The organism is Sphingomonas crusticola (assembly GCF_003391115.1).
GTDB classification, from domain to species: domain Bacteria; phylum Pseudomonadota; class Alphaproteobacteria; order Sphingomonadales; family Sphingomonadaceae; genus Sphingomonas_I; species Sphingomonas_I crusticola.
This window is the reverse complement of sequence record NZ_QTJP01000001.1, coordinates 507703-533403: the sequence shown is the minus strand read 5'-3', so window position 1 is coordinate 533403 and position 25701 is coordinate 507703. Positions and strand designations below refer to the sequence as shown.

23 protein-coding genes and 1 tRNA gene are annotated in these 25701 nt (G+C 63.9%); 18 read left to right on the top strand and 6 right to left on the bottom strand.

The window, feature by feature from the left end; translation table 11 throughout:
* Nucleotides 1-46: 46 nt before the first annotated feature.
* The 8 genes from DX905_RS02560 to alaS all read left to right on the top strand — a co-directional run bounded on the left by DX905_RS02560 (nt 47) and on the right by alaS (nt 9549).
* Nucleotides 47-2134, top strand: coding sequence for a M13 family metallopeptidase (locus tag DX905_RS02560; RefSeq protein ID WP_240320688.1), 2088 nt, complete (start codon nt 47-49; stop codon nt 2132-2134).
* A 100-nt stretch (nt 2135-2234) separates the two neighbouring features.
* Nucleotides 2235-2597 (top strand): response regulator, encoded by a 363-nt coding sequence (locus DX905_RS02555; RefSeq protein ID WP_116092272.1) that lies wholly within the window; start codon nt 2235-2237, stop codon nt 2595-2597.
* A gap of 113 nt (nt 2598-2710) precedes the next feature.
* A complete protein-coding gene (gene recA, locus DX905_RS02550) occupies nt 2711-3781 on the top strand; it encodes a recombinase RecA (RefSeq protein ID WP_116089928.1) in 1071 nt (356 codons plus the stop codon).
* 158 nt (nt 3782-3939) lie between these two features.
* Nucleotides 3940-4335, top strand: a complete 396-nt coding sequence (locus DX905_RS02545) for a hypothetical protein (RefSeq protein ID WP_116089927.1) — start codon at nt 3940-3942, stop codon at nt 4333-4335.
* Entirely contained in the window at nt 4332-4523 is a 192-nt protein-coding gene (locus DX905_RS02540) for a helix-turn-helix transcriptional regulator (protein ID WP_116089926.1), read from the top strand. Before DX905_RS02545 ends, DX905_RS02540 begins: the two co-directional genes overlap by 4 nt.
* Before the next feature lie 15 nt (nt 4524-4538).
* The gene (locus DX905_RS02535) at nt 4539-5468 is read left to right on the top strand and encodes an alpha/beta fold hydrolase (protein WP_205412180.1); all 930 of its coding nucleotides are present in this window, start codon (nt 4539-4541) and stop codon (nt 5466-5468) included.
* A 107-nt stretch (nt 5469-5575) separates the two neighbouring features.
* A complete protein-coding gene (locus DX905_RS02530; protein WP_240320920.1) occupies nt 5576-6802 on the top strand; it encodes a M24 family metallopeptidase in 1227 nt (408 codons plus the stop codon).
* An 80-nt stretch (nt 6803-6882) separates the two neighbouring features.
* Entirely contained in the window at nt 6883-9549 is a 2667-nt protein-coding gene (gene alaS / locus DX905_RS02525) for an alanine--tRNA ligase (protein WP_116089925.1), read from the top strand.
* A gap of 11 nt (nt 9550-9560) precedes the next feature.
* Here alaS and DX905_RS02520 read toward each other — a convergent pair whose 3' ends face one another.
* Nucleotides 9561-10586 (bottom strand): hypothetical protein, encoded by a 1026-nt coding sequence (locus DX905_RS02520; RefSeq protein WP_116089924.1) that lies wholly within the window; start codon nt 10584-10586, stop codon nt 9561-9563.
* A gap of 87 nt (nt 10587-10673) precedes the next feature.
* Between DX905_RS02520 and DX905_RS02515 the strand changes: the two genes are divergently transcribed.
* From DX905_RS02515 to DX905_RS02505, 3 genes are all read left to right on the top strand, one after another.
* Nucleotides 10674-11405, top strand: coding sequence for a 2OG-Fe(II) oxygenase (locus DX905_RS02515; protein ID WP_116089923.1), 732 nt, complete (start codon nt 10674-10676; stop codon nt 11403-11405).
* A gap of 74 nt (nt 11406-11479) precedes the next feature.
* A complete protein-coding gene (epsC, locus tag DX905_RS02510; RefSeq protein WP_116089922.1) occupies nt 11480-12175 on the top strand; it encodes a serine O-acetyltransferase EpsC in 696 nt (231 codons plus the stop codon).
* Complete coding sequence (locus DX905_RS02505) at nt 12175-12513, top strand: DUF2794 domain-containing protein (RefSeq protein WP_116089921.1); 339 nt, start codon at nt 12175-12177, stop codon at nt 12511-12513. The genes epsC and DX905_RS02505 overlap by 1 nt, the downstream gene beginning before the upstream one ends.
* A gap of 38 nt (nt 12514-12551) precedes the next feature.
* On the opposite strand, the gene DX905_RS02500 is transcribed toward DX905_RS02505, so the two are convergent.
* The 5 genes from DX905_RS02500 to gph all read right to left on the bottom strand — a co-directional run bounded on the left by DX905_RS02500 (nt 12552) and on the right by gph (nt 16918).
* Complete coding sequence (locus tag DX905_RS02500; RefSeq protein WP_116089920.1) at nt 12552-13664, bottom strand: hypothetical protein; 1113 nt, start codon at nt 13662-13664, stop codon at nt 12552-12554.
* A gap of 63 nt (nt 13665-13727) precedes the next feature.
* Nucleotides 13728-14426, bottom strand: a complete 699-nt coding sequence (gene phoB / locus DX905_RS02495; protein WP_116089919.1) for a phosphate regulon transcriptional regulator PhoB — start codon at nt 14424-14426, stop codon at nt 13728-13730.
* A gap of 4 nt (nt 14427-14430) precedes the next feature.
* Entirely contained in the window at nt 14431-15132 is a 702-nt protein-coding gene (phoU, locus tag DX905_RS02490) for a phosphate signaling complex protein PhoU (protein ID WP_116089918.1), read from the bottom strand.
* 42 nt (nt 15133-15174) lie between these two features.
* A complete protein-coding gene (locus DX905_RS02485; RefSeq protein ID WP_116089917.1) occupies nt 15175-16233 on the bottom strand; it encodes a sensor histidine kinase in 1059 nt (352 codons plus the stop codon).
* 1 nt (nt 16234) lies between these two features.
* Nucleotides 16235-16918, bottom strand: coding sequence for a phosphoglycolate phosphatase (gph, locus tag DX905_RS02480; RefSeq protein WP_240320687.1), 684 nt, complete (start codon nt 16916-16918; stop codon nt 16235-16237).
* A 42-nt stretch (nt 16919-16960) separates the two neighbouring features.
* Between gph and glmU the strand changes: the two genes are divergently transcribed.
* The 7 genes from glmU to DX905_RS02445 all read left to right on the top strand — a co-directional run bounded on the left by glmU (nt 16961) and on the right by DX905_RS02445 (nt 25636).
* Nucleotides 16961-18301 (top strand): bifunctional UDP-N-acetylglucosamine diphosphorylase/glucosamine-1-phosphate N-acetyltransferase GlmU, encoded by a 1341-nt coding sequence (gene glmU, locus DX905_RS02475; protein WP_116092269.1) that lies wholly within the window; start codon nt 16961-16963, stop codon nt 18299-18301.
* A 72-nt stretch (nt 18302-18373) separates the two neighbouring features.
* The gene (glmS, locus tag DX905_RS02470) at nt 18374-20197 is read left to right on the top strand and encodes a glutamine--fructose-6-phosphate transaminase (isomerizing) (protein WP_116089915.1); all 1824 of its coding nucleotides are present in this window, start codon (nt 18374-18376) and stop codon (nt 20195-20197) included.
* A gap of 215 nt (nt 20198-20412) precedes the next feature.
* Nucleotides 20413-21393 (top strand): retropepsin-like aspartic protease, encoded by a 981-nt coding sequence (locus tag DX905_RS02465; RefSeq protein WP_162875422.1) that lies wholly within the window; start codon nt 20413-20415, stop codon nt 21391-21393.
* Nucleotides 21394-21458: 65 nt separating this feature from the next.
* A complete protein-coding gene (gene lon, locus DX905_RS02460; protein ID WP_116089913.1) occupies nt 21459-23870 on the top strand; it encodes an endopeptidase La in 2412 nt (803 codons plus the stop codon).
* A gap of 45 nt (nt 23871-23915) precedes the next feature.
* Nucleotides 23916-24236 (top strand): HU family DNA-binding protein, encoded by a 321-nt coding sequence (locus DX905_RS02455; RefSeq protein WP_162875421.1) that lies wholly within the window; start codon nt 23916-23918, stop codon nt 24234-24236.
* Between the two features lie 55 nt (nt 24237-24291).
* Nucleotides 24292-24366: transfer RNA gene (locus DX905_RS02450), tRNA-Val, on the top strand.
* 94 nt (nt 24367-24460) lie between these two features.
* Complete coding sequence (locus tag DX905_RS02445) at nt 24461-25636, top strand: CaiB/BaiF CoA transferase family protein (RefSeq protein WP_116089911.1); 1176 nt, start codon at nt 24461-24463, stop codon at nt 25634-25636.
* Nucleotides 25637-25701: the final 65 nt, after the last annotated feature.

Genomic DNA, 25701 nt, shown 5'->3' with positions numbered 1-25701 from the left:
GCGTTAACCCGCTGGCAATAGGCCGATTTTATAAGGTTTGTCCCGAATGGTTTCCAAGTCTCTCTTCCTGCTTGCCGCCAGCATGTTCGCTTTGTCCGCCGCCGTCGCAGCGCCGCCTGCCGAAAATGCCAAGAAGCCGGTCGGCGCCGCAGTAGGCCCGGTCGCGAGCCAGCAGGCTGCGCTTGGCGCGGACAAGCCGCAGATCGGCACGTTCGGCTTCGATGAGGCAGGGATGGATCGCAGCGTCGCGCCTGGGGACGATTTCTACGCCTTCGCCAACGGCACCTGGACCAAGGTTACCGAGATCCCGGCCGACCGCTCCAATTATGGTGCGTTCGCGGTGCTGGACGATCTGTCGGTATCGCGCACGCGCGGCATCCTCGATGCGGCTGCCAAGGATCCCAATTCCAAGATCGGCGCGCTTTATACGAGCTTCATGGATGAAGACGCGATCGAGGCGAAGGGCTTCGATCCGATCAAGAGCGATATCGCCGCGATCAAGGGGATCGGCTCCAAGTCGGATTATGCCCGTGCGCTCGGCCTTGCCCTGCGCAACGGCGTGCGCGGTCCGATCGCGGCCTATGTGTCGCTCGACGACAAGGATCCGGATCGTCCGACCATCCAGGTCGCGCAGTCCGGCCTGGGTCTGCCCGACCGCGATTATTATCTGAAGACCGACGCCCCGATCGTCGCCGCCCGCAAGGCCTATGTCGATTATCTTACCCAATTGTTCAGCCTGACGGGCGAGCCCAATGGCGCCGCCCGCGCTCAGGCGATCGTCGATTTCGAGGGCAGGCTCGCGCAGATCCACTGGACCCGCGTGGAAAGCCGCGATTCCGACAAGACCTACAACGTCTGGACGCGCGCCGACTTCGACAAGAACGCCCCCGGTTTCGATTGGGCGGCCTATCTCGGTGCCGCCGGCCTCAACGGCGACAATCATTATCTCGTCGCGCAGCCCAGTGCGGTCATCGCTTCGGCCAAGTTGATCGCTGACGCACCGCTGCCGTTGCTCAAGGATTATCTGCTCGCACACACGATCGACGAGGCGGCGCCGTGGCTGTCGCGGCGCTTCGTCGACGCCAATTTCGGGTTCGAAGGCACGACGCTTTCGGGCACGCCTCAGAACCAGGCGCGCTGGAAGCGCGGCGTTGACCTGGTCAAGAATGCGATGGGCGAGGATGTCGGCCAGGCCTATGTCGCCAAATATTTCCCGCCTGAAACCAAGGCAGCGGCCGACCGGCTCGTCAAGAATATCATCGCCGCGATGGATCGCCGCCTGCAGACGCTCGCCTGGATGGACCCGGCGACCCGCCAGCAGGCGCGCGCCAAGCTCGCCGCCTTCACGCCCAAGATCGGCTATCCGGATCATTGGCGGGACTATTCGGGCCTGACGGTCGCCCGCGACGACCTCTACGGCAACGTTAAGCGCTCAAACGAATTCGACTGGCAATATGGCTTGAGCAAGCTCGGCAAGCCCGCCGACCGGCGTGAGTGGGGCATGACCCCGATGGAGATCAACGCCTACGCCAACCCGGTGTGGAACGAGATCGTCTTCCCGGCCGCGATCCTGCAACCGCCTTTCTTCGATCCGCACGCCGATCCGGCGGTCAATTACGGCGGTATCGGTGCGGTGATCGGCCATGAGCTGAGCCACCATTTCGACGATCAGGGCCGTAAATATGACAAGACCGGGCGCCTGACCGATTGGTGGACGCCGCAGGACGTAACGCGCTTCACGGCGCTCACCGACAAGCTCGTCAAGGAATATGACGCATACGAACCGCTGCCGGGCATGCATGTCCAGGGCGCGCTGACGCTGGGCGAGAATATGGCCGACCTGGCCGGCCTGACGGTCGCGCTCGACGCCTATCATGCCTCGCTTAACGGCAAGCCAGCTCCGGTGATCGACGGGATGACCGGCGACCAGCGTTTCTATCTCGGCTGGGCGCAGGTGTGGCGCCGCTCCTATCGCGAGGCCAATTTGCGCCAGCGCCTGCTGACCGACCCGCATTCGCCTTCGGTCCAGCGTACGTGGATCGTGCGTAACCTCCAGCCCTGGTACGACGCATACAAGCCGGTGCCGACCGCCAAGATGTACCTGACGCCGGAGCAGCGGGTGCTCGTCTGGTAAGCATGGTCGCGGGCGCGGCGGCCGGCCGCGCCCGTCCCATCTCGTTTCGGACGGCGAATCCATCTAGGCGTGCGCCTTCGGGCTCATTATGGGGCGCGGAATGACCGAACCCTTGTCCGTCCTCGTCATTGAGGATGAACCGCTCATCGCGATGATGATCGAGGATTTTATCGATATGCTGGGCCACAGGCTCGCCGGCGCCTGCGACAGCGTGGCCGGCGCCCTGGTCAAGGTGGAGGAGGGCGGCTTCGACGTCGCGATCCTCGACGTCAATCTGCGTGACGGCGCCTGCTGGCCGGTCGCGGACGCGCTGAAGGCGCGCGACATACCGTTCGTGCTGGCAAGCGGCGGTCATGTCGAGCCGCCGCCGGCGGCCCATGCCGATGCGCTGCAGCTCGCCAAACCCTTCACACTTGATGGCGTGCAGAACGTCCTGGCCACCATTCCGGCGCGCGCCTCCTGACGGCGCTCGCCGACGAACGAAGTTCTCCTCTTGTTCTAGCGGAACATTCCGTGTACAAAGCCTTCACGCGTTGAACGTGCGAAAGACTTCCTCTAGCGACAAGGGCTTGGGACATGGCGGCTTCTCTGAAGGTGATCAACGGCGATATGGCTAGCACGAGCGAACGGCAAAAGGCGCTCGACGCCGCACTGGCGCAGATCGACCGCGCCTTCGGCAAAGGCTCGGCAATGAAGCTGGGCAGCCGCGAGAAGATCGAGATCGAGGCGATCTCGACCGGTAGTCTCGGACTCGACATCGCACTCGGCATCGGCGGCTTGCCGCGTGGCCGCGTGGTGGAAATTTACGGTCCGGAAAGCTCGGGCAAGACCACGCTAGCGCTCCATGCCATCGCCGAAGCGCAGAAGGCGGGGGGCACCGCCGCGTTCATCGATGCGGAACATGCGCTCGACCCGGGCTATGCCAAGAAGCTTGGCGTCGACATCGACAATCTGATCGTGTCGCAGCCGGACACGGGCGAACAGGCGCTGGAGATCACCGATACGTTGGTGCGCTCGAATGCGATCGACGTGCTGGTGATCGATTCGGTCGCTGCGCTCGTTCCCCGTGCGGAAATCGAGGGCGAGATGGGCGACAGCCACGTCGGCTTGCAGGCGCGCCTGATGAGCCAGGCGCTGCGCAAGATCACCGGGTCGATCTCCCGCTCGCGCACTTTGGTCATTTTCATCAATCAGATCCGCATGAAGATCGGTGTGATGTACGGCAATCCGGAGACCACCACCGGCGGTAATGCGCTCAAATTCTATGCCTCGGTCCGGCTCGACATCCGCCGCACAGGGCAGATCAAGGATCGTGACGATATTGTCGGCAACACCACCCGCGTGAAGGTGGTCAAAAACAAGGTCGCGCCGCCGTTCAAGCAGGTCGAGTTCGACATCATGTATGGCGAAGGCGTGTCCAAGGTTGGCGAAATCCTCGATCTCGGCGTCAAGGCCGGGCTGGTCGAGAAATCGGGCGCCTGGTTCAGCTATGACAGCATCCGCATCGGCCAGGGCCGCGAGAATGCGAAAGTCTATCTGCGCGAGAATGCCGAAGTCTGCGCCCGCCTCGAAAAGGCGATCCGCGCCAACGTGGCCGAGGTCGCCGAGAAGATGATCACCGGCCCGGAGGCGGACGACGACGCGTAAATATCATCGTCTTTGTTGGAGTTTGAAGGCGCGGAACCCACCGGTTCCGCGCCTTCATTAGCATTAGGCAAGCAGCAACGACATTTTGACAAGCACACTTGACAGGCTGCCGCCCTGCGTGAGACAAGCTACCTTGTCATAAGGACAAGGAAACTTTCATGCGCCAACATTCCAGCAACCCCGCCCAACGCCGCTATCACCTGCGCATCGGAGCAGCGATGGGGCTCTACATCATCATGATAGCATTCGAACATCGGCTGTTCGACGCGGCAGCGCCCTCCACACGCTATTTGCTTGCAGCATTGCCCGCGCTGCCGGTCATGGCCTGTTTCGCCATCATGGGACGCTATCTCGTCGAGGAGAAAGACGAATATATCCGGATGCAGGTCGCGGTTCAGTCGCTGTGGGCGACAGGCATCATGCTCTCGGTCGCGACCTTGTGGGGCTTCCTGGAGGATGCGGGCGTACCGCATGTGCCGATGTTCTACGTCGCGGTTGGTTGGTTTGCCGCGCTCGGCCTCGTCGCCTGTGTCCAGAGGGTAAGGGGCGCATGAAGAACCGTCTCAAAGTCCTCCGCGCTGAGCGCGACTGGAACCAGGCGGACCTCGCCGATCGGCTCGAAGTATCGCGCCAAAGCGTCAACGCGATCGAGACAGGCAAATATGACCCGTCGCTTCCGCTCGCTTTCCGCATCGCCCGCCTGTTCGATCTGCCAATCGAGCACATCTTTTCAGACGTCTAACAAGGGAGAAACATCATGCCCTTTCGCTTCAAAATCTACCTGGCGGCGTTGCTCAGCGTGCAACTGATCCATCCCGGCATCATGGGGAAATTCACTCGCGATTTTGCCGCGTCGGCGGCGGTGCCGTTTACGGCGCCCGGCTCCGATCGGATCACCGTGTCCGTTACAGGCAAGGGGCCCGACATCATTCTCATTCCGGGGCTTGCCGGTTCGGCGCATGTCTGGGACGCCGCCGTCAGCCATCTCGCGCCGACGCATCGGGTCCATGTCGTGCAGGTCGCGGGCTTTGGCGGCACACCCGCCGGCGGCAATGCGAGCGGACCGGTGTTGGAGCCGACCGTCGCCGCAATCCACGCTTATATCGCGGCCAACCATCTGCAGGGCGCAGCCGTGATCGGTCACTCGCTCGGCGGGCTCATGGCGATGAAACTCGCTATCGATCACCCGGGCGATGCCAGCCGGATCATGATCGTGGATTCGCTGCCCTTCATCGGCATGATGTTCGGGCCCCAGGCGAATGTCGCCATGGTCGCCCCGCAAGCTGCGGCGCTGCGCGACCAGATCATCGCAGGCACGCAACAGGCTTATGCCGCGGCCGAGCCGCAGCAAATGGCTCGGCTGATCAAAAGTCACAATGCCGAGGCTGATGCCGCGATCGCCGCTGCTTCTGCCTCCGATTACAAGGTAGTGGCAGCGGCGCTGTACGACGACATGACGACCGACGTCCGGCCGGACCTCCCCAAGATAACGGTGCCGGTGACGATCCTTTATCCGTGGGACCCGACGAGCGGAATGCCGCAGCAAATGTTCGACACGCTCTATACGGGGGCGTTCGCGCCCTTGCCGCGCGGCAAGGCGGAGAGGATCGAAGGATCCTATCACTTCATCATGATCGATCAGCCGGCGATCTTTCTGCAAAAGGTTGACACATTCCTGGGCGGCTGATGCTTGCCATAGGTGCCGCCGCTTCGCACTTGTCCCGCGCGCGCGGCGGCGCCTATCCTTTGACGATGCATATCACCCACTCGTTCGGTCCAAGCCGCCGGTCCTTGATGGGCGCCGCCGCGGCTCTGCCGCTTCTGCCCCTCTCTTCGATCGTTCGCGCTGCCGAGCCCGATTTGTCGACACTGCGGCCCATGACCGTCGGCGTGAAGCCGATCGGCCGCGCCGAGCGGGCGGAGCGGCTTTCGCGCGCCCAATCCCTCATGCGGGCGAACGGCATCGGCGCTGTCCTGATCGAGCCGGGATCGTCGCTGGTATATTTCACGGGAATACGGTGGGGCCGCAGCGAGCGCGCACTGCTTGCGGTGCTTCCGGTCGAGGGCGAACCGTGCATCGTTTCACCCTTCTTCGAAGAACCCCGGATGCGCGAAACGCTCGGCATCCCGGCCGACGTGCGTGTCTGGCAGGAAGATGAAGACCCGCTCGCGGTGGTTGCGGGCTTCCTGCGCGACCGCAAGCTTGCGGGCAGGCCGATTGCGATTGAGGAGAGCGTTCGCTTCTTCATTCCGGATGCGCTGGCGCGGGCAATGCCGGGCGCCTCGATCGTCTCGGGCAATTCGATCGTGCGCCGTTGCCGCATGATCAAGACCGCGCCCGAACTTGCGCTGATGCAGCGGGCGACCGACATTACCATCGCTGCCTATCGCTGGGTCCACCCCCGCGTCGAGAAAGGCATGACCGGGCGCGATATCGGCGCACTGATGGACGCCGCCACCGTCAAGCTCGGCGGTGCGCCCGAATTCAGCATGGCTCTGATTGGCGAGGCGGCAGCCTACCCGCATGGCACACAGGCGGTGCATCGCGTGGACCGCGGCGAAATTGTGCTGATGGATTGTGGGTGCACGGTCGAGGATTACCAATCCGACGTATCGCGCACCTTCGTCTTCGGCGCCGCCACGAAGGAACAGCGGACGGTATGGGATCAGGTTCATCAGGGTCAGCAGACGGCGATTGCCGCTGCACGCATCGGCGTTCCGGCTGGAAGCGTCGATGACGCGGTTCGGAAACTATACCAGGGGTTCGGCTATGGACCTGGCTACAAATTGCCCGGTTTGTCGCACCGGACCGGCCACGGCATTGGCCTCGACGGACATGAGCCGGTGAATCTGGTTCGTGGCGAGGCGACTTTGCTGGCGCCGGGCATGTGCTTTTCCAATGAGCCCGGCATCTACATTCCAGGGAAGTTCGGCGTCCGGCTCGAGGATTGCTTTCACATGACGGAGGCGGGGCCGAAATGGTTCAGCCAACCGCCGGGATCGATCGACCAGCCGGTATAGCGTCCGCCCGCAACGCCGGCTTGGAGCTCCCCACCGACCTGCCGCTTGAGAAGGGCGGCACCCTCCACTAAGTCGCGTCCATGACATCGACCAACGACATCCGCCGTTCCTTCCTCGATTATTTCGGGGGCGAAGGCCATCGCATCGTACCTTCGGCGCCGTTGGTGCCGCATAACGATCCGACCCTGATGTTCGTCAATGCCGGCATGGTGCCGTTCAAGAACGTCTTCACCGGCCTCGAAACGCGCCCTTACTCGACGGCAACGTCGAGCCAGAAATGCGTCCGCGCCGGCGGCAAACATAACGATCTCGACAATGTCGGCTATACCGCCCGCCACCATACTTTTTTCGAGATGCTCGGCAATTTCTCGTTCGGCGATTATTTCAAAGAACAGGCGATCACACACGCCTGGACCCTGCTGACGCGGGACTGGGCTATTCCTGCCGATAAGCTGACCGCCACGGTCTATCATACTGACGATCAGGCGTTCGATCTTTGGAAGAAGATCGCCGGCCTGCCCGATCACCGGATCATTCGCATCGCGACCAAGGACAATTTCTGGGCGATGGGGTCCGACGGTCCGTGTGGGCCCTGCTCGGAAATCTTTTACGACCATGGCGATCATATTCCCGGCGGCCCTCCCGGCAGCCCGGATGAGGATGGCGATCGGTTCGTTGAGATCTGGAACCTAGTCTTCATGCAATATGTGCAGGAAGCGGATGTCATCGTCGGCGATCTGCCCAAGCCCAGCATCGACACCGGCATGGGACTGGAGCGGGTCGCCGCGGTCCTTCAGGGCGTGCATGACAATTACGATACCGATACTTTCAAAGCACTGATCGCCGCCTCGGGCGAGTTTACCAAGAGCGCGACCGACGGCGCCAACAAGGCTTCGCACCGCGTCATTGCCGATCATCTGCGCGCTTCGGGTTTCTTGGTCGCCGACGGCGTGCTGCCGGCCAATGAAGGCCGCGGCTATGTACTGCGCCGGATCATGCGCCGCGCGATGCGCCACGCGCATCTGCTCGGCGCGGCCGATCCGTTGATGCACCGCCTGGTGCCCGCGCTGGTGGCCGAAATGGGCGCCGCTTACCCCGAACTGGTGCGCGCCCAGCCCCTGATCGAGGAGACGCTGCGGCTGGAGGAAACGCGCTTCCGCCAGACGCTCGCCAACGGTCTGCGCCTGCTCGACGAGGCGACCGCCACGATGGGGCAGGGCGACACCTTGCCGGGTGCCGTCGCCTTCAAGCTCTACGACACGTTCGGCTTTCCCTACGACCTGACCGAGGATGCGCTGCGCGCTCAGGGCCTGCAGGTTGATCGGGCCGGATTCGACGCTGCCATGGCCGAGCAGAAGGCTGCAGCGCGGGCAGCGTGGAAGGGCTCGGGTGACAAGGCGTCGGATGATGTCTGGTTCGACATTGCCGAAGAACAGGGCGGCACCGAATTCATCGGTTATTCCAGCCACGAGGGCGATGCGCAAGTTGTTGCGCTCGTAAAGGACGGGGCGCGCGTCGAGCAGGCGGCGGCAGGCGACGAAGTGACCATCCTCACCAATCAGACGCCCTTTTATGGCGAGAGCGGCGGCCAAATGGGCGATGCCGGTACGGCCAGCAATGACAATGGCTTCAACGCGGTTGTTAGCGATACGTCGAAGCCGCTGGGGCGCCTTCATGCTCACAAGGCGACGGTCACGCACGGTTCCATCAAGGTCGGCGACGCGATCCATCTGTCGGTCGATGTCGCGCGCCGCAGTCAATTGCGCGCCAACCATTCCGCCACGCACTTGCTGCATGCCGCCCTACGCCATCGGCTCGGCGGCCATGTCACGCAAAAGGGCAGCCTGGTTGCGCCCGAGCGGCTGCGGTTCGACTTTTCGCACCCCAAGGCGCTGACGCAGGAAGATATCGCTGCAGTCGAAGTCGAGGTGAACCGCCATATCCGCGAGAATGACGAGGTCACGACCCGCCTGATGACGCCGGAGGACGCCATCTCTGCAGGCGCAATGGCCCTGTTCGGTGAGAAATATGGCGACGAGGTTCGCGTGCTGTCGATGGGGCAGGGCGACGATGCGCCCTGGTCGGTGGAACTGTGCGGCGGCACGCATGTCGGCGCGCTGGGCGACATCGGCGTCTTCAAGATCGTCGGCGAAAGCGCGGTCTCCTCCGGGATACGCCGCATTGAAGCACTTACCGGCGAAGCGGCGCGGTTGTGGCTGACGGGACGCGAGGAGCGGCTGCGCGAAACTGCGGCTGCGCTCAAATCGTCCCCGGAGGAAGTGCCAGCGCGCGTGGCGGCCCTGATCGAAGAGCGCCGCAAGCTCGAGCGGGAGCTTGCCGAGGCGAAGAAAGCGCTCGCGCTCGGCGGTGGCGGTGCAGCCAAGACCGAAGCTGCCGGGCTGGAGCAAGTGGCGGGCGTGGGCTTTATCGGGCAGGTGATCGATGGCCTCGATCCCAAGGGCCTGCGCGGGCTGGTCGATGAGGCCAAGGGCCGGCTCGGCTCGGGCGTCGCCGTTCTCGTCGCCGTCAATGACGGACGTGCGAGTGTCGCGGTAGGCGTTACCGACGATCTGACGGCGCGCTGGTCAGCGGTAGAACTGGTCAAGCAGGCGGTTGCGTCGCTCGGCGGGCAGGGCGGTGGCGGCCGCCCGGATATGGCTCAGGGCGGTGGTCCGGATGCCGCCAAGGCGGCCGACGCTGTCGCGGCGGTGCGCACCGCATTGGAGCAGATTGCCGTCGTCGCCTAACCGCTGACCCGCTAACGGATTAGCGGCGCGCTCAACTGCATCGGGATGCCGACGTGGTTCGCCACGGCCTCCGCCCAGCGCACGACCATCGTGATCTCCTCGCCATAGGCATTTGCTGCCTGGGCATGCTGCTCGGCGCGTAACGACGCATCGAGCGGCTGATCATGGCGCTTCGAATTGCGCGTGAAGATAGGTCCTGTGGCAATCTCGTCCAATGCCAGGCCAGGCACGTCCAACTGGAACAATGCGGCCAATGCAGTCAGCGCGCGCAACGGGTCGGCAAGCAGGGTCTCGCTGTCGAGCGTTGCTACGCGACCGGCCGGTTGACTGCGGGCAAGTCGTGCGAATTGAGCCTGTTGCTGCAGCCAGGCGAGTGCCGCGACCTGCAGATCGCTATGCTCCCACCGCTCGGCCGCACTGTAGCCCGGATCGAATTCAGGCCGGCGCGCGAGCGATGCGGCGCTGCGTCGCGCCCAGATCCTCCCGAAGAGGCCTTTTTGCGCCACCGAGCGCAGGAAAGCGGGGAGAGGGCTGTAGAGTAACAGCGCATGGGCATCGCCACGTTGCGCGAGGAGCGCGTCGATCAGCGGGTTGACCACATTGGTCGGCTTGATCACGACCGCCTCGCTTGGGCTCAGCGGACGGGAGAGCAGGTCAAGCACCGGACCAAGGATTCTGCCGATCTGAACGCCACTCAACGCCGCTTCGCTGAGGTCCATCAGCGCCGTCGGTTCCTTCAGGCCCATCGCGCTGCCGGGAATGTCGAAGGCGCGCGCTAGCAGGGTTGAACAGCAGAATGCGGAATGGAAGATGAAATGGCAGCGCCCCGGGATCGCGCTACGGGCCGCCACGTCCAAGGCCGCGATCGGCAACGTGCGGCGCGGTGTGTCGACACCGATATATTCGTCGGTGAGAAATGTCGCGCGGCGGTGCGCTTCGCGGTCGAGCCGCAGGAACGAGACCTCCCCTTTGCGAACGTCCACCCGGTGGGGCAGCCAGCATGGATCGGTGCCAAGTTTGGAGGCGTGCTCGGTCATGCTCTCTCGGATGGGTGCAAGCGGGAAACATGCAGGCTATAGCCTCAGCCTGTCCACGCCTCCAGCCTATCAGGATGCAAGCCCGGCATGCGGCTCAACCCCGATCACGATCTGCCCGCTCTGGCGCGCGCTTATGCCGAACGAGGTCGGCTCCAGGTTCGCGATCTGATGGCGGTTGAAGATGCCGAGCGGGCATATGCGATGCTCGCCGAGACGCCCTGGTCGATCGCGTTCAATGAGGGCAAGACCGTGCACCGCCTGTCACCGGACCAGATCGCGGCACTGTCGCAACAACAGACCGGTCAGTTGATGGCCGGTATCGCCGAGCGCGCACGAAATCAGTTTCAGTTTCTATACAATTACGATCCGACCTCGGTGCGCTATTTCGCGCCCGCGCATCCGCGGCTGCAGCTGTTCGAGCTATACGAGTTCCTCAACAGCCCGCTCATGCTGAATTTCTTCCGCACGCTGACCGGGCAGCCCGATATACTTTGGGCCGACGCTCAGGCGACACTCTATCGACCGGGCCATTTCCTGAAATGCCACGACGACATCAACCACCAGGAAAAGCGGGTTGCGGCCTATGTGCTGAGCCTGACCAAGGGTTGGGAAAAGGATTGGGGCGGATACCTCCAGTTCTTTGACGCCGACGGCGACGTGGTGCAGGCCATCAGGCCCGCGTTCAACGCGGTCAGCGTCTTTACCGTGCCGGTTCCGCATTCTGTGGAGATGGTGGCGCATTATGCACCGGGCCTGCGTCTTTCGCTTACCGGCTGGTTGCGCGCGGACGATCCCCCGGGGCCGATACCCCGCGGCTGAGCTGCACGGATGCGTTCTCGACTCTGGCAATTCCGCAGATGCGCTCCTAAATCGTGCCTTCAGGGAGTCACACGATGAAGCGCGAACTCATCGCTTACCTCGATTCGATCAAGGCACGCGATCCGGCACCGCGCTCGCGGTGGGAAATCTTGTTGTATCCAGGCGTGCTTGCCGTCGGCTTGCATCGCGTCGCTCACTGGTTGTTCAACGGTGAGCTCTATTTCCTCGCGCGTCTGATCAACCATCTTTCGCGCTTCCTGACCGCGATCGACATTCATCCGGGCGCGAAGATCGGTGAGAACCTGTTCATCGATCACGGCTTCATTGTGATCGGCGAGACGGCGCGGATCGGCGACAATGTGACGATCTATCAGAATGTGACGCTTGGCGGGACCAATCCCACCGACGGCATCGGCGGCAAGCGCCACCCGACGATCGACGATGACGTCATCATCGGCTCGGGCGCGCAGGTGTTAGGGCCGATCACCGTCGCGCGGGGTGCGCGAATTGGTGCCAACGCGGTGGTGACGCGGGACGTACCCGAAGGCGCGACCATGGTCGGAATACCGGCGCGGCCGACGCTGGTGGACGCGGGGAGCTATAATAGCTTCGTCCCCTACGGAACGCCTTGCAGCGAGCGGTACGACCCGCAAACCCAGCAGCTCGAACTGCTGCGCTGTGAAGTTGAAACCTTACGTGGCAAGCTCGCCAAGCTGATCGATGAGCGCGACGCCGGCTCTCCCAACAAGACGGGCCGCCAGTCCGCCTGATGGGCATCGTCACGCCCTTCCCCGCCCGTGCGCCGCTCCAGGTGGCGTTCGACCGGATGGAATTGCAGCGTATCCTCGATCTTTATGGAAGGATGGTCACTGCCGGCCATTGGCGCGATTACGCCATCCAGTTCGGCAAGGAGGCCGCGATCTTCGCCTGCTTCCGGCGTGCCGCCGAGCGCCCCGAATATCGCATCGAGAAGCGTCCGTCCCTGCGCCAGCGCCAGGGCGAGTGGGCGCTGATCGCAGAGAATGGCGTGGTCCTTAAGCGCGGCCACGAACTCGGACCGGTGCTGGCGCCGGTCGAGCGCAAGCTGCTCAAGCTAGTCGAGAAATAGCGCCGACCCGAACAGGGGCGAAGTCGGAGCCCGGGGGTTCATATTGCCGCGCGCGGCGTGACCACCACGGCCCGGTCGAGCGCTGGCAGTCTTGCCTGCAAATCCTCCGGCAGTGCCGTCACCACCATCCGCCGCACATTGTGCCAGAAAGCCGATAGCAGCAGCAGTGCAGAGCCGATGACCAGCGCGGTGAGCGCGATATTGAGGCTGACCGCTCCCGCTTGCCGGAACAGCTCCGCAAGCGCGCTGAGAACGTAGATCAGCGACGATACCAGAAGCGCACGACGGTCAACCGCGAGCGCGATTATGCCGAATGCGACATAAAGTATCAGAACCACAAACGCCTTCGCCGCGCCGATCTGTCCGTCGAACACACCGAGCAGGTTGAACACCGGGTGGGCGATCATCGGAGCAGCTGAGAGATGCAGCCAGAAGGCGACGTCGGAACGCCGCGTCTGGCGCTGGCGGTCGGACATGTCCCACCACATCGCGAAGGCGAAGACGGACAAGCCACCGAGCAGCATGATCCACAGCCAATAATCGCGCGCGGCGGGGAAGGCGGCCATGAAGAGGCTCACGAGCGCGAATACCAGGGCGCCGGTGAGCGCCGCGATCGTGATCGGCACGTGGAAGCGACGCCAATGCAGCCAGGCCGCGCCCGCCGTCAGCAGCCCTATCGCCGCGAAAACGACAGAGCCGACGCGATCATTGTTCGCCAACGAAAAGACGGAACCGAGCGCGCCGCCCAAAGCGGCCGCGGTCGCGTAGACGAACGTACCGAGCAGGATGATGCTGGGAAGCGCCATGCGACGCTTCCTCGTAAAATATTCGGCAAGCCCCCAGCTCGCCGCCGCGACCAGTGCGCCGGCCACCAGTAATCCATGTGCCAGACGACGCGCGCTCTCCTCGTCGCTGCCGCTCCACTCTTGCGGCACGGCGACCGTGAATCCGATCCATCCGATCGCGACCAACAGCAGGATCGCCGCTATCGTGACGAAGATGTCGTTGAAGCCCGTGATCAGGCGAAAGCTCTCCTCATCAACCGACGAGGTCGAACTCGCCTGGGCAACGCTTTCGCGGAGCGCGGCCGCGGCTGCAGGCGTGATCGCGCCGCTCGCCACCGCCGCTTCGATATCGGATTCGCTGTACATTTGTCTCTCCCTGCGACGGGAGAATAGCAGAGCCGTGTTGCTGTCGCAATACACCTCTGACGATCAGGCGGTGCTCTCGGAATCGAGCGCGTAGCCTGCGGAGCGCACGGTGCGGATCAGATCGGGCTGGTTGCCGAGGTTGATCGCCTTGCGCAGCCTGCGGATATGGACGTCCACCGTGCGCGGCTCGATATCGCTGTCGCGGCCCCACACCGAATCGAGCAACCGCTCGCGCGAGAAAACCCGGCCGGGATGCTCCATAAAGTGGCGCAGCAACCGAAATTCCGTCGGCCCGAGAGCGAGCGCGATGCCGTCGCGGCGCACCTTATGGTCGGCGATATCCATCTCGATGCCCGAATAAGCCAGCCGTTCGCCTGCCAGGGCCGGGCGCACCCGCCGCAGCACGGCGGCAACGCGCGCCACCAGTTCGCGCGGGCTGAACGGCTTGGTCACATAATCGTCCGCGCCGGTTTCCAGCCCGCGGATGCGGTCTTCTTCCTCGCCACGCGCGGTCAGCATGATGATCGGTACGTTCGCCGTATCACCCGCGCGGCGCAGCCGGCGGCAGACCTCGATCCCGGACAGGCCCTCGATCATCCAGTCGAGCAGCACGATGTCCGGCGGCCCTTCTGCGGCGAGCAGCAAGGCTTCCTCGCCATCGCCGGTATGCTCGACCACATGCCCCTCGCGCCGGAGATGCCATGTCAGCAATTCGGCGAGGGCCTCGTCGTCCTCGACAAGGAGAATGCGGGCGCCGGCCATGGCTTCAGACAGCGGGAGCCAACGCATCGGCACCCCGCGCACGTTCGGGCATCTGCTCGCCGGTTGCGGCATAATAGATCATCTCGGCAGCGTTGGTGGCGTGATCGCCGATCCGTTCGATATTCTTGGCGATGAACAACAGGTGCGTGGACGCACCGATGTTGCTCGGATTTTCCATCATGTAGGTCAGCAGGGCCCGGAACAGGCTGTCATAGAGATCATCGACTTCGCGATCGCGTACGCTGACCTCGCGCGCCGCTTCGGCGTCCCGCGCCGCGAAGGCGTTGAGGACGTCATGAACCATCTCTGAGGCGGCGCGGGCCATGGCCGGGAGGATCGCCAGTGGCTCGATGCCCCGCATGTCCTGAAGCAGCGGAACACGCTTGGCGATATTCTTGGCATAATCGCCGATCCGCTCAATCACGCCGGCAATCTTCAAGGCGGCGATCACTTCGCGCAGATCATCCGCGAGCGGCGCGCGCAGCGCGATAAGGCGGACAACGCGGCGCTCAACCTCATGCTCGATCGCATCGATCCGCTTGTCCGCTTGCACGATGCGTGCGGCAGCTTCCAGATCGCGCCTGGTGAGTGCCTGAACGGCGCCGTCGATGGCTGCTTCGGCCAGGCCGCCCATTTCGGCGACGAGCGCGCGCAATTCGCCGAGATCCTCGTCGAATGCCTTAACCGTGTGCCCGCTGGTCGCCATATTCACTCCTCGGGCCCGCCATGCGACACCTTGGCGTCACTTTTATGACATTGAAGGCGGGGCGATGGGAAGCTCGACCGAAACGGTCGTTCCCACGCCGACGATGCTCGCGATATCGAGCTTGCCGCGATGGCGCTCGATGATGTGCTTGACGATGGCGAGGCCGAGGCCGGTTCCGCCGATCGCACGGCTGCGCCCCGGATCGGCGCGGTAGAAGCGTTCGGTCAGCCGCGGCAGATGCTCGGGCCCGATACCTTCACCTTCGTCGCGTACGCTCAGCCGTGCAATGCCCGAGCTGACACTCAGCATCGCCCGCACCGGGGTTCCGGCGCGGCCATATTTGAAAGCATTGCTGATGATGTTGTGGATCAGTTGGCGAAGTTGGCCGCGGTCGCCGATCACAACCGTCTTCTTCGGCGCCTCGACCGACAGACGGTCGCCATCGCGCCGGGGCACATATTCCTCGGCGACCTCGCGCAGCAGCGCCGCCACATTGACCCTGTCCTTCGGCGGATAATAACGATCGGCCTCGATCCGCGACAAGGACATGAGGTCGTCGATGAGGCGCTGCATGCGGCGCGCCTCTCCCTCCATAATCGACAGGAAGCGGAGCCGCGTGTCCGCATCTTCCGGGCCGTTCGCCTCCTCCAACGTCTCGATGAAACCGATCAAGGACGCCAGCGGCGTCCGTAATTCGTGGCTGGCATTGGCGACGAAATCGACGCGCATCTGCTCGGCCGCGCGCTGAGCGCTGCGATCGGTCAGGCGCAGCAGGCGCCTGCCGGGGCGGATCTCGCCCGCGCTCAATTCCCACAGCCGGTCATGCCCGCCGAGCCCGTTAAGCGTTACCGGTCCATCCTCGTCGCCGCTCAGCACGGGCGCGGCCGCGGGATGGCGCAAGGCGAGTCGAACATAATCGCCAACAATATGCTCGCCCAACAGCGCGCGCGCCGCTGCATTGGCGTGGCTGATGTGAAAGCCGTCCAGCAGCAGCAGCGGCTCGGTGATGGCCTCGATCAAGCTGTTGGACGGATCCACGATCGCCGGCTTGCTTTCGGCGATCGGCCCAGCGCCGAACCGAGTGAAGCGCGGCAGCGCCATCTCAGCCCAGCCGTTCCAGCGTCGGAACGAGCGTATCGAAATGGTCGATCAGCGTCGTGGCGCCGAGTTGCTCAGGCGCGCAGTCGGAGAAGCCAAACGTCACGGCGACGCACGCTATTCCGGCTGCGCGTGCTGCATCGGTGTCGCTGATCGAATCGCCCACGAAGGCGGCGCGTCCACCGCCGGCCCGTGCGATCGCTTCGCGCACCGGCGCGGGATCGGGCTTGCGTTGGGGCAGGGTATCGCCGCCGACGATTGCGGCGAACCTGCCTGCCCAGCCGAGCGCGGCAATCAGCTTACGGGTCAAGTCTTCGAGCTTGTTGGTGCAAATGGCCAGCTTGATGCCTTCGCTTTCGAGCGCACTCAGTGCCGCTTCGACACCGGCGAACGGGCGGCTTCGGTCGGCGATATGCGCCTGGTAATAAGCAAGGAAGATCGGGAAACCCTCGTCTACCAGCGCCTCGCTCGCTTCGCCGGTCGCGGCCAGGCCATTATGTATCAGCGCCCGCACCCCATGCCCGACCATGCTGCGCACCTGCGCTTCAGGGATGGACGGCCGGCCGAGTGCGCCAAGCGCATGATTGAGCGCGGCGGCAAGATCGGACGCGGTGTCAACGAGCGTCCCGTCGAGGTCGAACACGACAATATCGAACGCAATTCGCCCCATGGCGGCGCCCTTACCCATGGATATGGCCTGCGCAAGCGGAACATGGCAAAGCGCCGCCTCATGACCGACACGCCGCTCGCCGCGATCATCCTTGCCGCCGGCACAGGCACGCGCATGAAATCCGATCTTCATAAGGTGCTTCATCCGCTGGCGGGCAAGCCGATGCTTGGCCATCTGGTGGATGCGGTCGCAGCGCTTGGGGCGACGCACACGGTGATCATAACCGGTGCCGGACGCGCGCAGGTCGAGGCTTTCGCCACCCCGCGCGGTCTCGCGGTGGCGGTGCAGGCGGAGCAGCTCGGCACGGCCCATGCGGTGCGGCAAGCGGAAACCGCGCTTGCGGGCTTCGAGGGGGACGTGCTGGTCCTTTATGGAGACGTGCCGCTGGTCTCGAGCGAGACGATGGCGCGCATGGTGCAGCGGCTTCACGAGGAGGATGCGCCGACCGTGGTCGTGCTCGGCTTCCGGCCTGCGGAGACCTTAACCTATGGCCGCATCGTTGCGGAGCACGGCCGCATCCTCAAGATGGTCGAGCATAAGGATGCGAGTATCGAGGAGCGCGCAATAGACCTCTGCAATTCCGGCCTGATGGCGGTGCGCGCGGCCGATCTGTGGCGGCTGCTCGCGAAGGTTGGGAACGCCAATGCCGCCGGCGAATATTATCTGCCCGACATTGTCATGCTGGCTGCGGGGGAGGGCCTGCATTCCGCAGTGATCGAAACCGCTGCGGACGAGGTCGCCGGCGTCAACAGCCGCGCCGAGCTGGCCGAGCTCGAAGCGATCTGGCAAAAGCGGCGACGCGGGCGAGCAATGGCGGACGGTGCCAGCCTGACGGCGCCGGAGACCGTCTGGTTCGCCGCCGACACCGTTATCGGCCGCGACGTAACTATCGGCCCCAACGTCGTATTCGGTCCAGGCGTGACCATCGCCGACAATGTCGTCATCCATGCCTTCTGCCACATCGAAGGCGCGACCGTCGCCAGCGGCGCGATCGTCGGTCCCTATGCCCGGCTTCGTCCCGGCGCCGAGATCGGCGCGGGCGCGCATGTCGGGAATTTCGTGGAGATCAAGAAGGCGCGGCTGGGGCAGGGCGCCAAGGCGAACCATCTCACCTATATCGGCGATGCGGAGGTCGGGGCGGGGACCAATATCGGCGCCGGTACCATCACCTGCAATTATGACGGCTTCGGCAAATATCCGACCCGGATCGGCGCGGGCGCGTTCATCGGCTCGAATAGCGCTTTGGTGGCCCCCGTCACGATCGGTGACGGGGCGATCGTTGCCGCCGGATCGGTCGTAACCAGCGACGTGCCTGCCGACGCACTGGCGGTGGCCCGGGGTACGCAGCAGAATCGCGAAGGCTGGGCGGCGCGCTTCCGCGCGCGCAGCAAGAAGGACTGACGCAGTCTGTTCAGCTTCGTGCAACCGCGTTAGGCGCTTGGGCCCGGCGATTGGTTGAAGGAGCGCTGAAACGTGTGCGGCATCATCGGAATCGTCGGTAAGGAAGAGGTCTGCGGACGACTGTTAAGCGGGCTGCGGCGGCTGGAATATCGCGGCTATGATTCCGCTGGGATCGCCACCGATCATGATGGCGTGATCGATCGCCGTCGGGCGCCCGGAAAGCTCGACAATCTTGCCGCCGTGCTGCGTGACGCGCCGCTGCCGGGCACTACCGGTATCGCCCATACCCGCTGGGCGACGCATGGCGCGCCGACCGAAGACAATGCCCACCCCCACGCTACGGAAGAGGTTGCCGTCGTCCACAACGGCATCATCGAGAACTTCAAGGTGCTGCGCGAGGAGCTGCAGGCTCGCGGGCGCATCTTTACCAGCCAGACCGATACTGAAGTTGTCGCCCACCTCGTGTCCGAGCAGGTGGAGCAGGGTGCGGAACCCGCCGCTGCCGTCGCTGCCGTGCTCAAGCGGTTACATGGTGCCTTCGCGCTCGCCATCTTGTTTCGCCAGCATCCGGATCTGCTGATCGGCGCACGGCTCGGCTCGCCGCTGGTCGTGGGGTTTGGCGACGGCGAAACCTATCTCGGTTCCGATGCGCTCGCGCTCGCGCCGTTGACGCAACACATCTGCTATCTCGAAGAAGGTGATTGGGTCGTCATCACCCGCGACGGCGCGCAGATCTTCGATGCGCATGATGCACCGGTCGAGCGGCCAATCGTCGAATCGGGGGCGACCGACATCGAACTGACGAAGGGCAATCATCGCCACTTCATGCTCAAGGAGATTTACGAGCAGCCGATCGTGGTCGCGCAGACGCTGCGCTCGTACCTCCGCCGGCTGGAGGAATCGGTTTCGATGCCGACCGAGGATTTCGATCTCGCTTCGGTCAAGCGGATCACGATCGTCGCTTGCGGCACCAGCTTCTACGCCGGCATGGTCGCCAAATATTGGTTCGAACAGTTTGCGCGCGTGCCCGTCGACGTCGATGTGGCGAGTGAGTTCCGCTATCGCGCGCCGGTGCTGGAGCCCGGCGGGCTCGCCCTGTTCATCAGCCAGTCGGGCGAAACCGCCGACACACTGGCGGCGCTGCGCCACGCGCGCGCCGAAGGCCAAAAGATCGCGGTGGTGGTTAATGTCCCTACCTCGACGATGGCGCGTGAGGCCGATCTCCTATTGTCGACCCATGCCGGGCCGGAAATCGGCGTCGCCTCGACCAAGGCCTTCACGTGCCAACTCGCGGTCCTGGCCGCACTTGCGGTCAATCTCGCGCGCGCCAAGGGACGCCTGAGCCGGGACGAGGAACGCGGGATCGTGCGCCATCTTGCAGAGGCGCCGGCCGCGCTCAATGGCGCACTGGCTTATGACGAGGCGATCCAGGCGATGGCGCACCATGTCGCCGCCGCGCGCGACGTTCTCTATCTCGGCCGCGGACCGGATTATCCGCTGGCGCTGGAAGGCGCGCTCAAGCTCAAGGAGATCAGCTATATCCACGCCGAAGGCTATGCCGCCGGCGAGATGAAGCATGGGCCGATCGCCCTAATCGACGAGGCTGTCCCGATCATCGTCATCGCGCCTTCGGGACCGCTGTTCGACAAGACCGTATCGAACATGCAGGAAGTGCAGGCGCGCGGCGGCAAGGTCGTGCTAATCTCGGACTATGACGGAGTTGCTGCGGCAGGGGACGGATGCCTGGCGACAATCACGATGCCCAAGGTCCATCCGCTGATCGCGCCGCTGGTCTACGCAATTCCGGTGCAGCTGCTCGCTTACCATGTGGCGGTACTCAAGGGCACCGATGTCGATCAGCCGCGCAATCTGGCTAAGAGCGTCACGGTCGAGTGAGGATGGATCGGCAGTAGTGCCAGCCCAACACGGGAGCGCTTACCGGACAGCCAAAGCGCCCGGCGATGGCCAGCGCGTTAGTACCGCTTTGGCCCTGTTCGGCAATGCTGCTAAGTGAAAAACGCAACGCGAAGATAATCGCGTGAGGCACGAACCATAAGGGACGGCCGCGGGGAGAATGATATGGCCAGGTTGGCGCTGCAGGAGATACGTCCGTGATACGGAATGCTCTCGTTGCCCTGATCTGCTTCGCCACAGCCGGTGCGTCGGCGCAGACGCCTGCACCGTCGCCAGCAACGCCCCCTGCCGCGGCAGCCGTGTCGCCCGAACAACCCTTCATCAAACCCGCCACGATCGACGACTCACTGGAGGTGACCGGCGACAGTGTCGCGGCCATGCAGATCAACACGCGCATGCTGATCGACGTGGAGGTGAACAGGAAAGGCCCATTCGGTTTCTTCGTCGACAGCGGGGCAGACCGCACCGTGATCGGTGAAGCGTTGGCGCAAAGGCTCGGGCTTCCGCTGGGACCGCCGGTGATGCTCAACAGCATGAGCGGGGCGAAACTGACACCCACCGTGCGAATCGACAGCCTGCGGGTCGGCAGCAGCGAGGTCCACGATATTGCCGCCCCGCCGCTGCCGGAGCGCTTTCTTGCCGCGCAGGGTTTGCTGGGGATTGATGCACTTGCCGATCAGCGGCTCAACATCGATTTCGAGCATAAACGGATCACGGTTCAGGACACGCATCGCTCCGAGCTCGCTGCGGGGCCGGACGAGGTGGTGGTGGTCGCGCGGCGCCGCAAAGGGCAGCTGATCCTGACACAGGCGGTTGTAGGCGGCGCCGCGGTTGCCGCGGTAATCGATACCGGGACCGAAATCACGGTCGGCAATAGCGCTTTGCGCGCCAGGCTGCTGCGGGGCAGCCGGGTCGCTTTTCGCACCGCCAGCCTGATGAGCGTAACCGGGGAATCGATCATTGCCGATCTGGTGCAGGTGCCTGAAATCCGCATCGGATCACTCCTGTTTCAGCGCGTGACGATCGCGTTCGTCGACGTACCCCCCTTCAAATTGTTCGGGCTGGAGAAGGAGCCGGCAATCATGCTGGGCACCGACATACTCGAAGGGTTCAGACGCGTTTCACTGGATTTTCGGCGGCGGCGCGTGCGTTTCACGCTGCGTCCCGGCAGCCGTTGATCACCCGGCCAAACTCACCATATGGTGGGTGACTGCCGCATATCGATCGCGGCGCCGGAGTGTTCATGACCGAAGCTTTCCCCGTATTGCCGCTGCGCGACATCGTCGTCTTCCCGCAAATGATCGTTCCTCTGTTCGTCGGCCGCGATAAGTCGGTGGCCGCGCTGGAAAGCGCGATGGCAGCGGACAAGACCATATTCCTGTTGTCCCAGATGGATCCGGCCGAAGACGATCCCGATGCGAACTCGCTGTTCGACATCGGCGTTACAGCCACTGTGCTGCAGCTGCTCAAGCTGCCCGACGGCACCGTGCGAGTGCTGGTGGAAGGCAAGCAGCGGGCGCGCATGACGAGTCTGGAGGCGGGTGCCACGCATCTTACGGCTGAGATCGAGCTGCTCGGCGACGGCGAAGCCGATCCCGCATCGGATGAGGTCAAGGCGCTGATGCGCTCGGTCGCCGACCAGTTCGAACGCTATGCCCAGCTCAACCGCAAATTGCCCGATGAACTACCGGGGCAACTGGCGGAAATCGAGGATCCGGCGCGGCTGGCCGATGCGGTCGCGGGTAATATTTCCGTCAAGGTCTCCGACAAGCAGGCAATGCTGGTCGAGAACGATCCCGCCAAGCGGCTGGAGATGGCCTTTGCCTTCATGGAGGGCGAGCTTGGGGCGCTGCAGGTCGAGAAGAAAATCCGTAGTCGTGTGAAGCGGCAGATGGAAAAGACCCAGCGCGAATATTACCTCAACGAGCAGTTGAAGGCGATCCAGCGCGAGCTCGGCACGACCGAGGGTGACGAGGGCGGCGACGAGATCGCCGAACTCACCCAGAAGATCGCGAACCTCAAGCTGTCCAAGGAGGCGCGCGCCAAGGCAACCGCCGAGGTGAAGAAGCTGCGGACGATGGCGCCGATGTCGGCCGAAGCCACGGTCGTGCGCAATTATCTCGACGTGCTGCTCGGCCTGCCATGGGGCAAGAAGTCCAAGATCAAGAAGGACATCGCCGCCGCGCAGGCGGTGCTGGACGAGGACCATTACGCGCTTGAGAAGGTCAAGGACCGGATCATCGAATATCTCGCGGTGCAGGCGCGCACCAACAAGCTGAAGGGTCCGATCCTGTGCCTGGTCGGGCCGCCCGGCGTCGGCAAGACCTCGCTCGGACGCTCGATCGCCAAGGCGACGGGTCGCGAATTCGTGCGCCAGTCGCTCGGCGGGGTGCGCGACGAAGCTGAGATCCGCGGACATCGCCGCACCTATATCGGCTCGCTGCCGGGCAAGATCGTAACCAACCTGAAGAAGGCGGGCACGTCTAACCCGTTGTTCCTGCTCGATGAGATCGACAAGCTCGGCCAGGATTATCGTGGCGACCCGGCCTCGGCTTTGCTGGAGGTGCTCGACCCGGAACAGAATAACAAGTTCCAGGACCATTATCTGGAAATCGATGTCGATCTTTCGGATGTGATGTTCGTCACGACCGCAAACTCGTTGAACCTGCCGCAGCCGTTGCTCGACCGCATGGAGATCATCCGGCTCGAGGGGTATACCGAGGACGAGAAGGTCGAGATCGCCAAGAAGCATCTGCTTCAGAAGCAGATCGACGCGCATGGCCTGAAGCCGGAAGAGTTTGTCCTGACCGACGAGGCGCTGCGCGACCTGATCCGCTATTATACGCGGGAGGCGGGCGTGCGCACGCTGGAGCGCGAGATCGCCAAGCTCGCGCGCAAGGCGCTGCGCAAGATCCTCGAGAAGAAGGAAACCGCGGTCACGATCACGCCCGAGAATCTCGGCGACTATGCCGGCGTGCGCAAGCATCGCTACGGTGTATCGGAAGAAGAGGATCAGATCGGCGCGGTCACCGGGCTCGCATGGACCGAGGTCGGCGGAGAATTGCTGACGATCGAGGCGGTCACCGTGCCGGGCAAGGGTCAGGTCAAGACGACCGGTAAGTTGGGCGAAGTGATGCAGGAATCGATCCAGGCAGCCTGGTCGTTCCTGCGCGCGCGCGCTCCCATATACGGTATCAAGCCCAGCGTCTTCGCGAAGAAGGACGTCCATATCCATCTGCCCGAAGGCGCGGTGCCAAAGGACGGGCCGTCGGCGGGCATTGGTATGGTGACCGCGTTGATCTCGACGCTTACGGGGATCGCCGTGCGCCGCGACGTTGCGATGACTGGCGAGGTCACCTTGCGGGGCCGCGTCCTGCCGATCGGCGGCCTGAAGGAGAAGCTCCTGGCCGCGCTGCGCGGTGGCATCACCACCGTTTTGATCCCGGCAGAAAACGAAAAGGATCTGGCGGATATTCCGGCCAACATCCTCGAAGGTCTCGAGATCGTGCCCGTCAGCCATGTCGACGAGGTGCTGGTGCGCGCGCTCGCCCAGCCCATCGTCCCGATCGAGTGGACCGAAGCCGACGAACTCGCGACCGAGCCGCCGCTCGGGCAGGTTGCAGCCGATCCGGGCGCGAGCGTCGCCCGGCATTAATCAGCATCAGCTTTTCTTTGACTCCCCCCGCCGGCTTGGCATTAGATGGGCGCTCGCGCGCGTATCCGACCAGGCTGGCGGGAAAGGGGATTCATGAACAAGCAGGAGCTGATCGCGGCCGTCGCCGAGCAAACCGGGCTCGCACGTAACGACGCCGCCAAGGCGATCGAGTCGCTGCTCGATACGATCATCGCGCAGCTCAAGAAGGGCGGGGAGGTCCGCATGGTGGGCTTCGGCAATTTCTCCGTGAGCCGGCGCAAGGCCTCCACCGGCCGCAACCCGCGCACCGGCGAACCGATGAACATCAAAGCCACCAGTCAGCCGAAGTTTCGGCCGGGCAAGGTGCTCAAGGATTCGGTCAACTGAGTATGCGGGGTTGGGCTGGACAGGGAATGCCATGCCCGGTAACCGCGCTCCCCACGGGCGCATAGCTCAGCGGTAGAGCACTGCCTTCACACGGCAGGGGTCGCAGGTTCAATCCCTGCTGCGCCCACCAGATCAAGCCCCGGAAGGTCGTATGGCTTTCCGGGGCTTTTTCGTTCCGGGGTGGACAAAAGGCCCATCCGGAACGCTTGGGAACGGAGAAGTCGATGCCGGGTCCGCTCGAAGGTCTGAAGGTGCTGGAATTGGCGCGCATCCTCGCGGGGCCGTGGGCAGGCCAGACCTTGGCCGATCTCGGTGCGGACGTGATCAAGGTCGAGAGCCCGGAGGGCGACGATACGCGCCGCTGGGGGCCGCCATTCGTTGCCGCTGCCGAGGGGGGCGATCTCTCCGCGGCTTATTTCCATGCCTGCAATCGCGGTAAAAGGTCGATCGTCGCCGATTTCACGACGGAGGACGGCAGAGCCCTGGTCGAGCGGCTTGCAGCGTCCGCCGACGTGCTGATCGAGAATTTCAAGGTTGGCGGGCTCGCGAAATACGGCCTCGATCATGCCAGCTTGTCGAAGCTCAATCCGCGCCTGATTTACGCCTCGATCACTGGCTTTGGTCAGGATGGGCCTTATGCGGCGCGCGCGGGCTATGATTTCCTGATCCAGGGCATGGCGGGTGCGATGTCGATCACCGGCGACGCTGACGGTCCGCCGACCAAGACCGGCTTCGCCATGGCTGACATCTTTTCCGGCCTCTACGCCACGATCGGCATTCTGGCGGCGTTGCGCCGGCGGGAAGAGACGGGGCAGGGGGCGTGGATCGACTGCGCGCTCATGGACAGCCAGGTGGGCGTACTGGCCAATCAGGCGCTCAATTATCTGGTCTCCGGCATCGCACCGTCGCGGCTCGGCAACGCCCATCCCAGCATCGTCCCCTATGAGGTGTTCCCGGTGCGTGACGGCCATGTCGTCATCGCCGTGGGCAACGACGGCCAGTTCGGGCGATTGTGCGAGGTGCTGAAGGATCCGGATCTTGGCCGCGATCCTGCTTTCGGTACCAATCCGCTCCGGGTCGAAAACCGAGCCGTGCTGATCGGGCGGTTAACGGCACTGACATTGCAGTTCGATCGTCGTGCGCTGCTGACCGCGCTGGAAAGGGCGTCGGTCCCTGCCGGTCCGATCAACACGATCGCGGAGGCGTTCGACGATCCGCAAGTTCAGCATCGGGGAATGCGTCTCGATCTGCCGGCCGCCGATGCGGCGAGTGGCGCCATACCGGGCGTGCGGACGCCGCTAATGATCGATGGAATCGCTGCCGCGCACCCACGTCCCTCACCGTGTATCGGCGAGCATGATGCTGAAATATTGGCCGATCGGGCGTGGCTTCGCCCGTGAAAATGCCGAGCCACGCGCCTGAACATGGCAGCGCCGCCCGGCACAAGGCCGACCGACGTGCAATG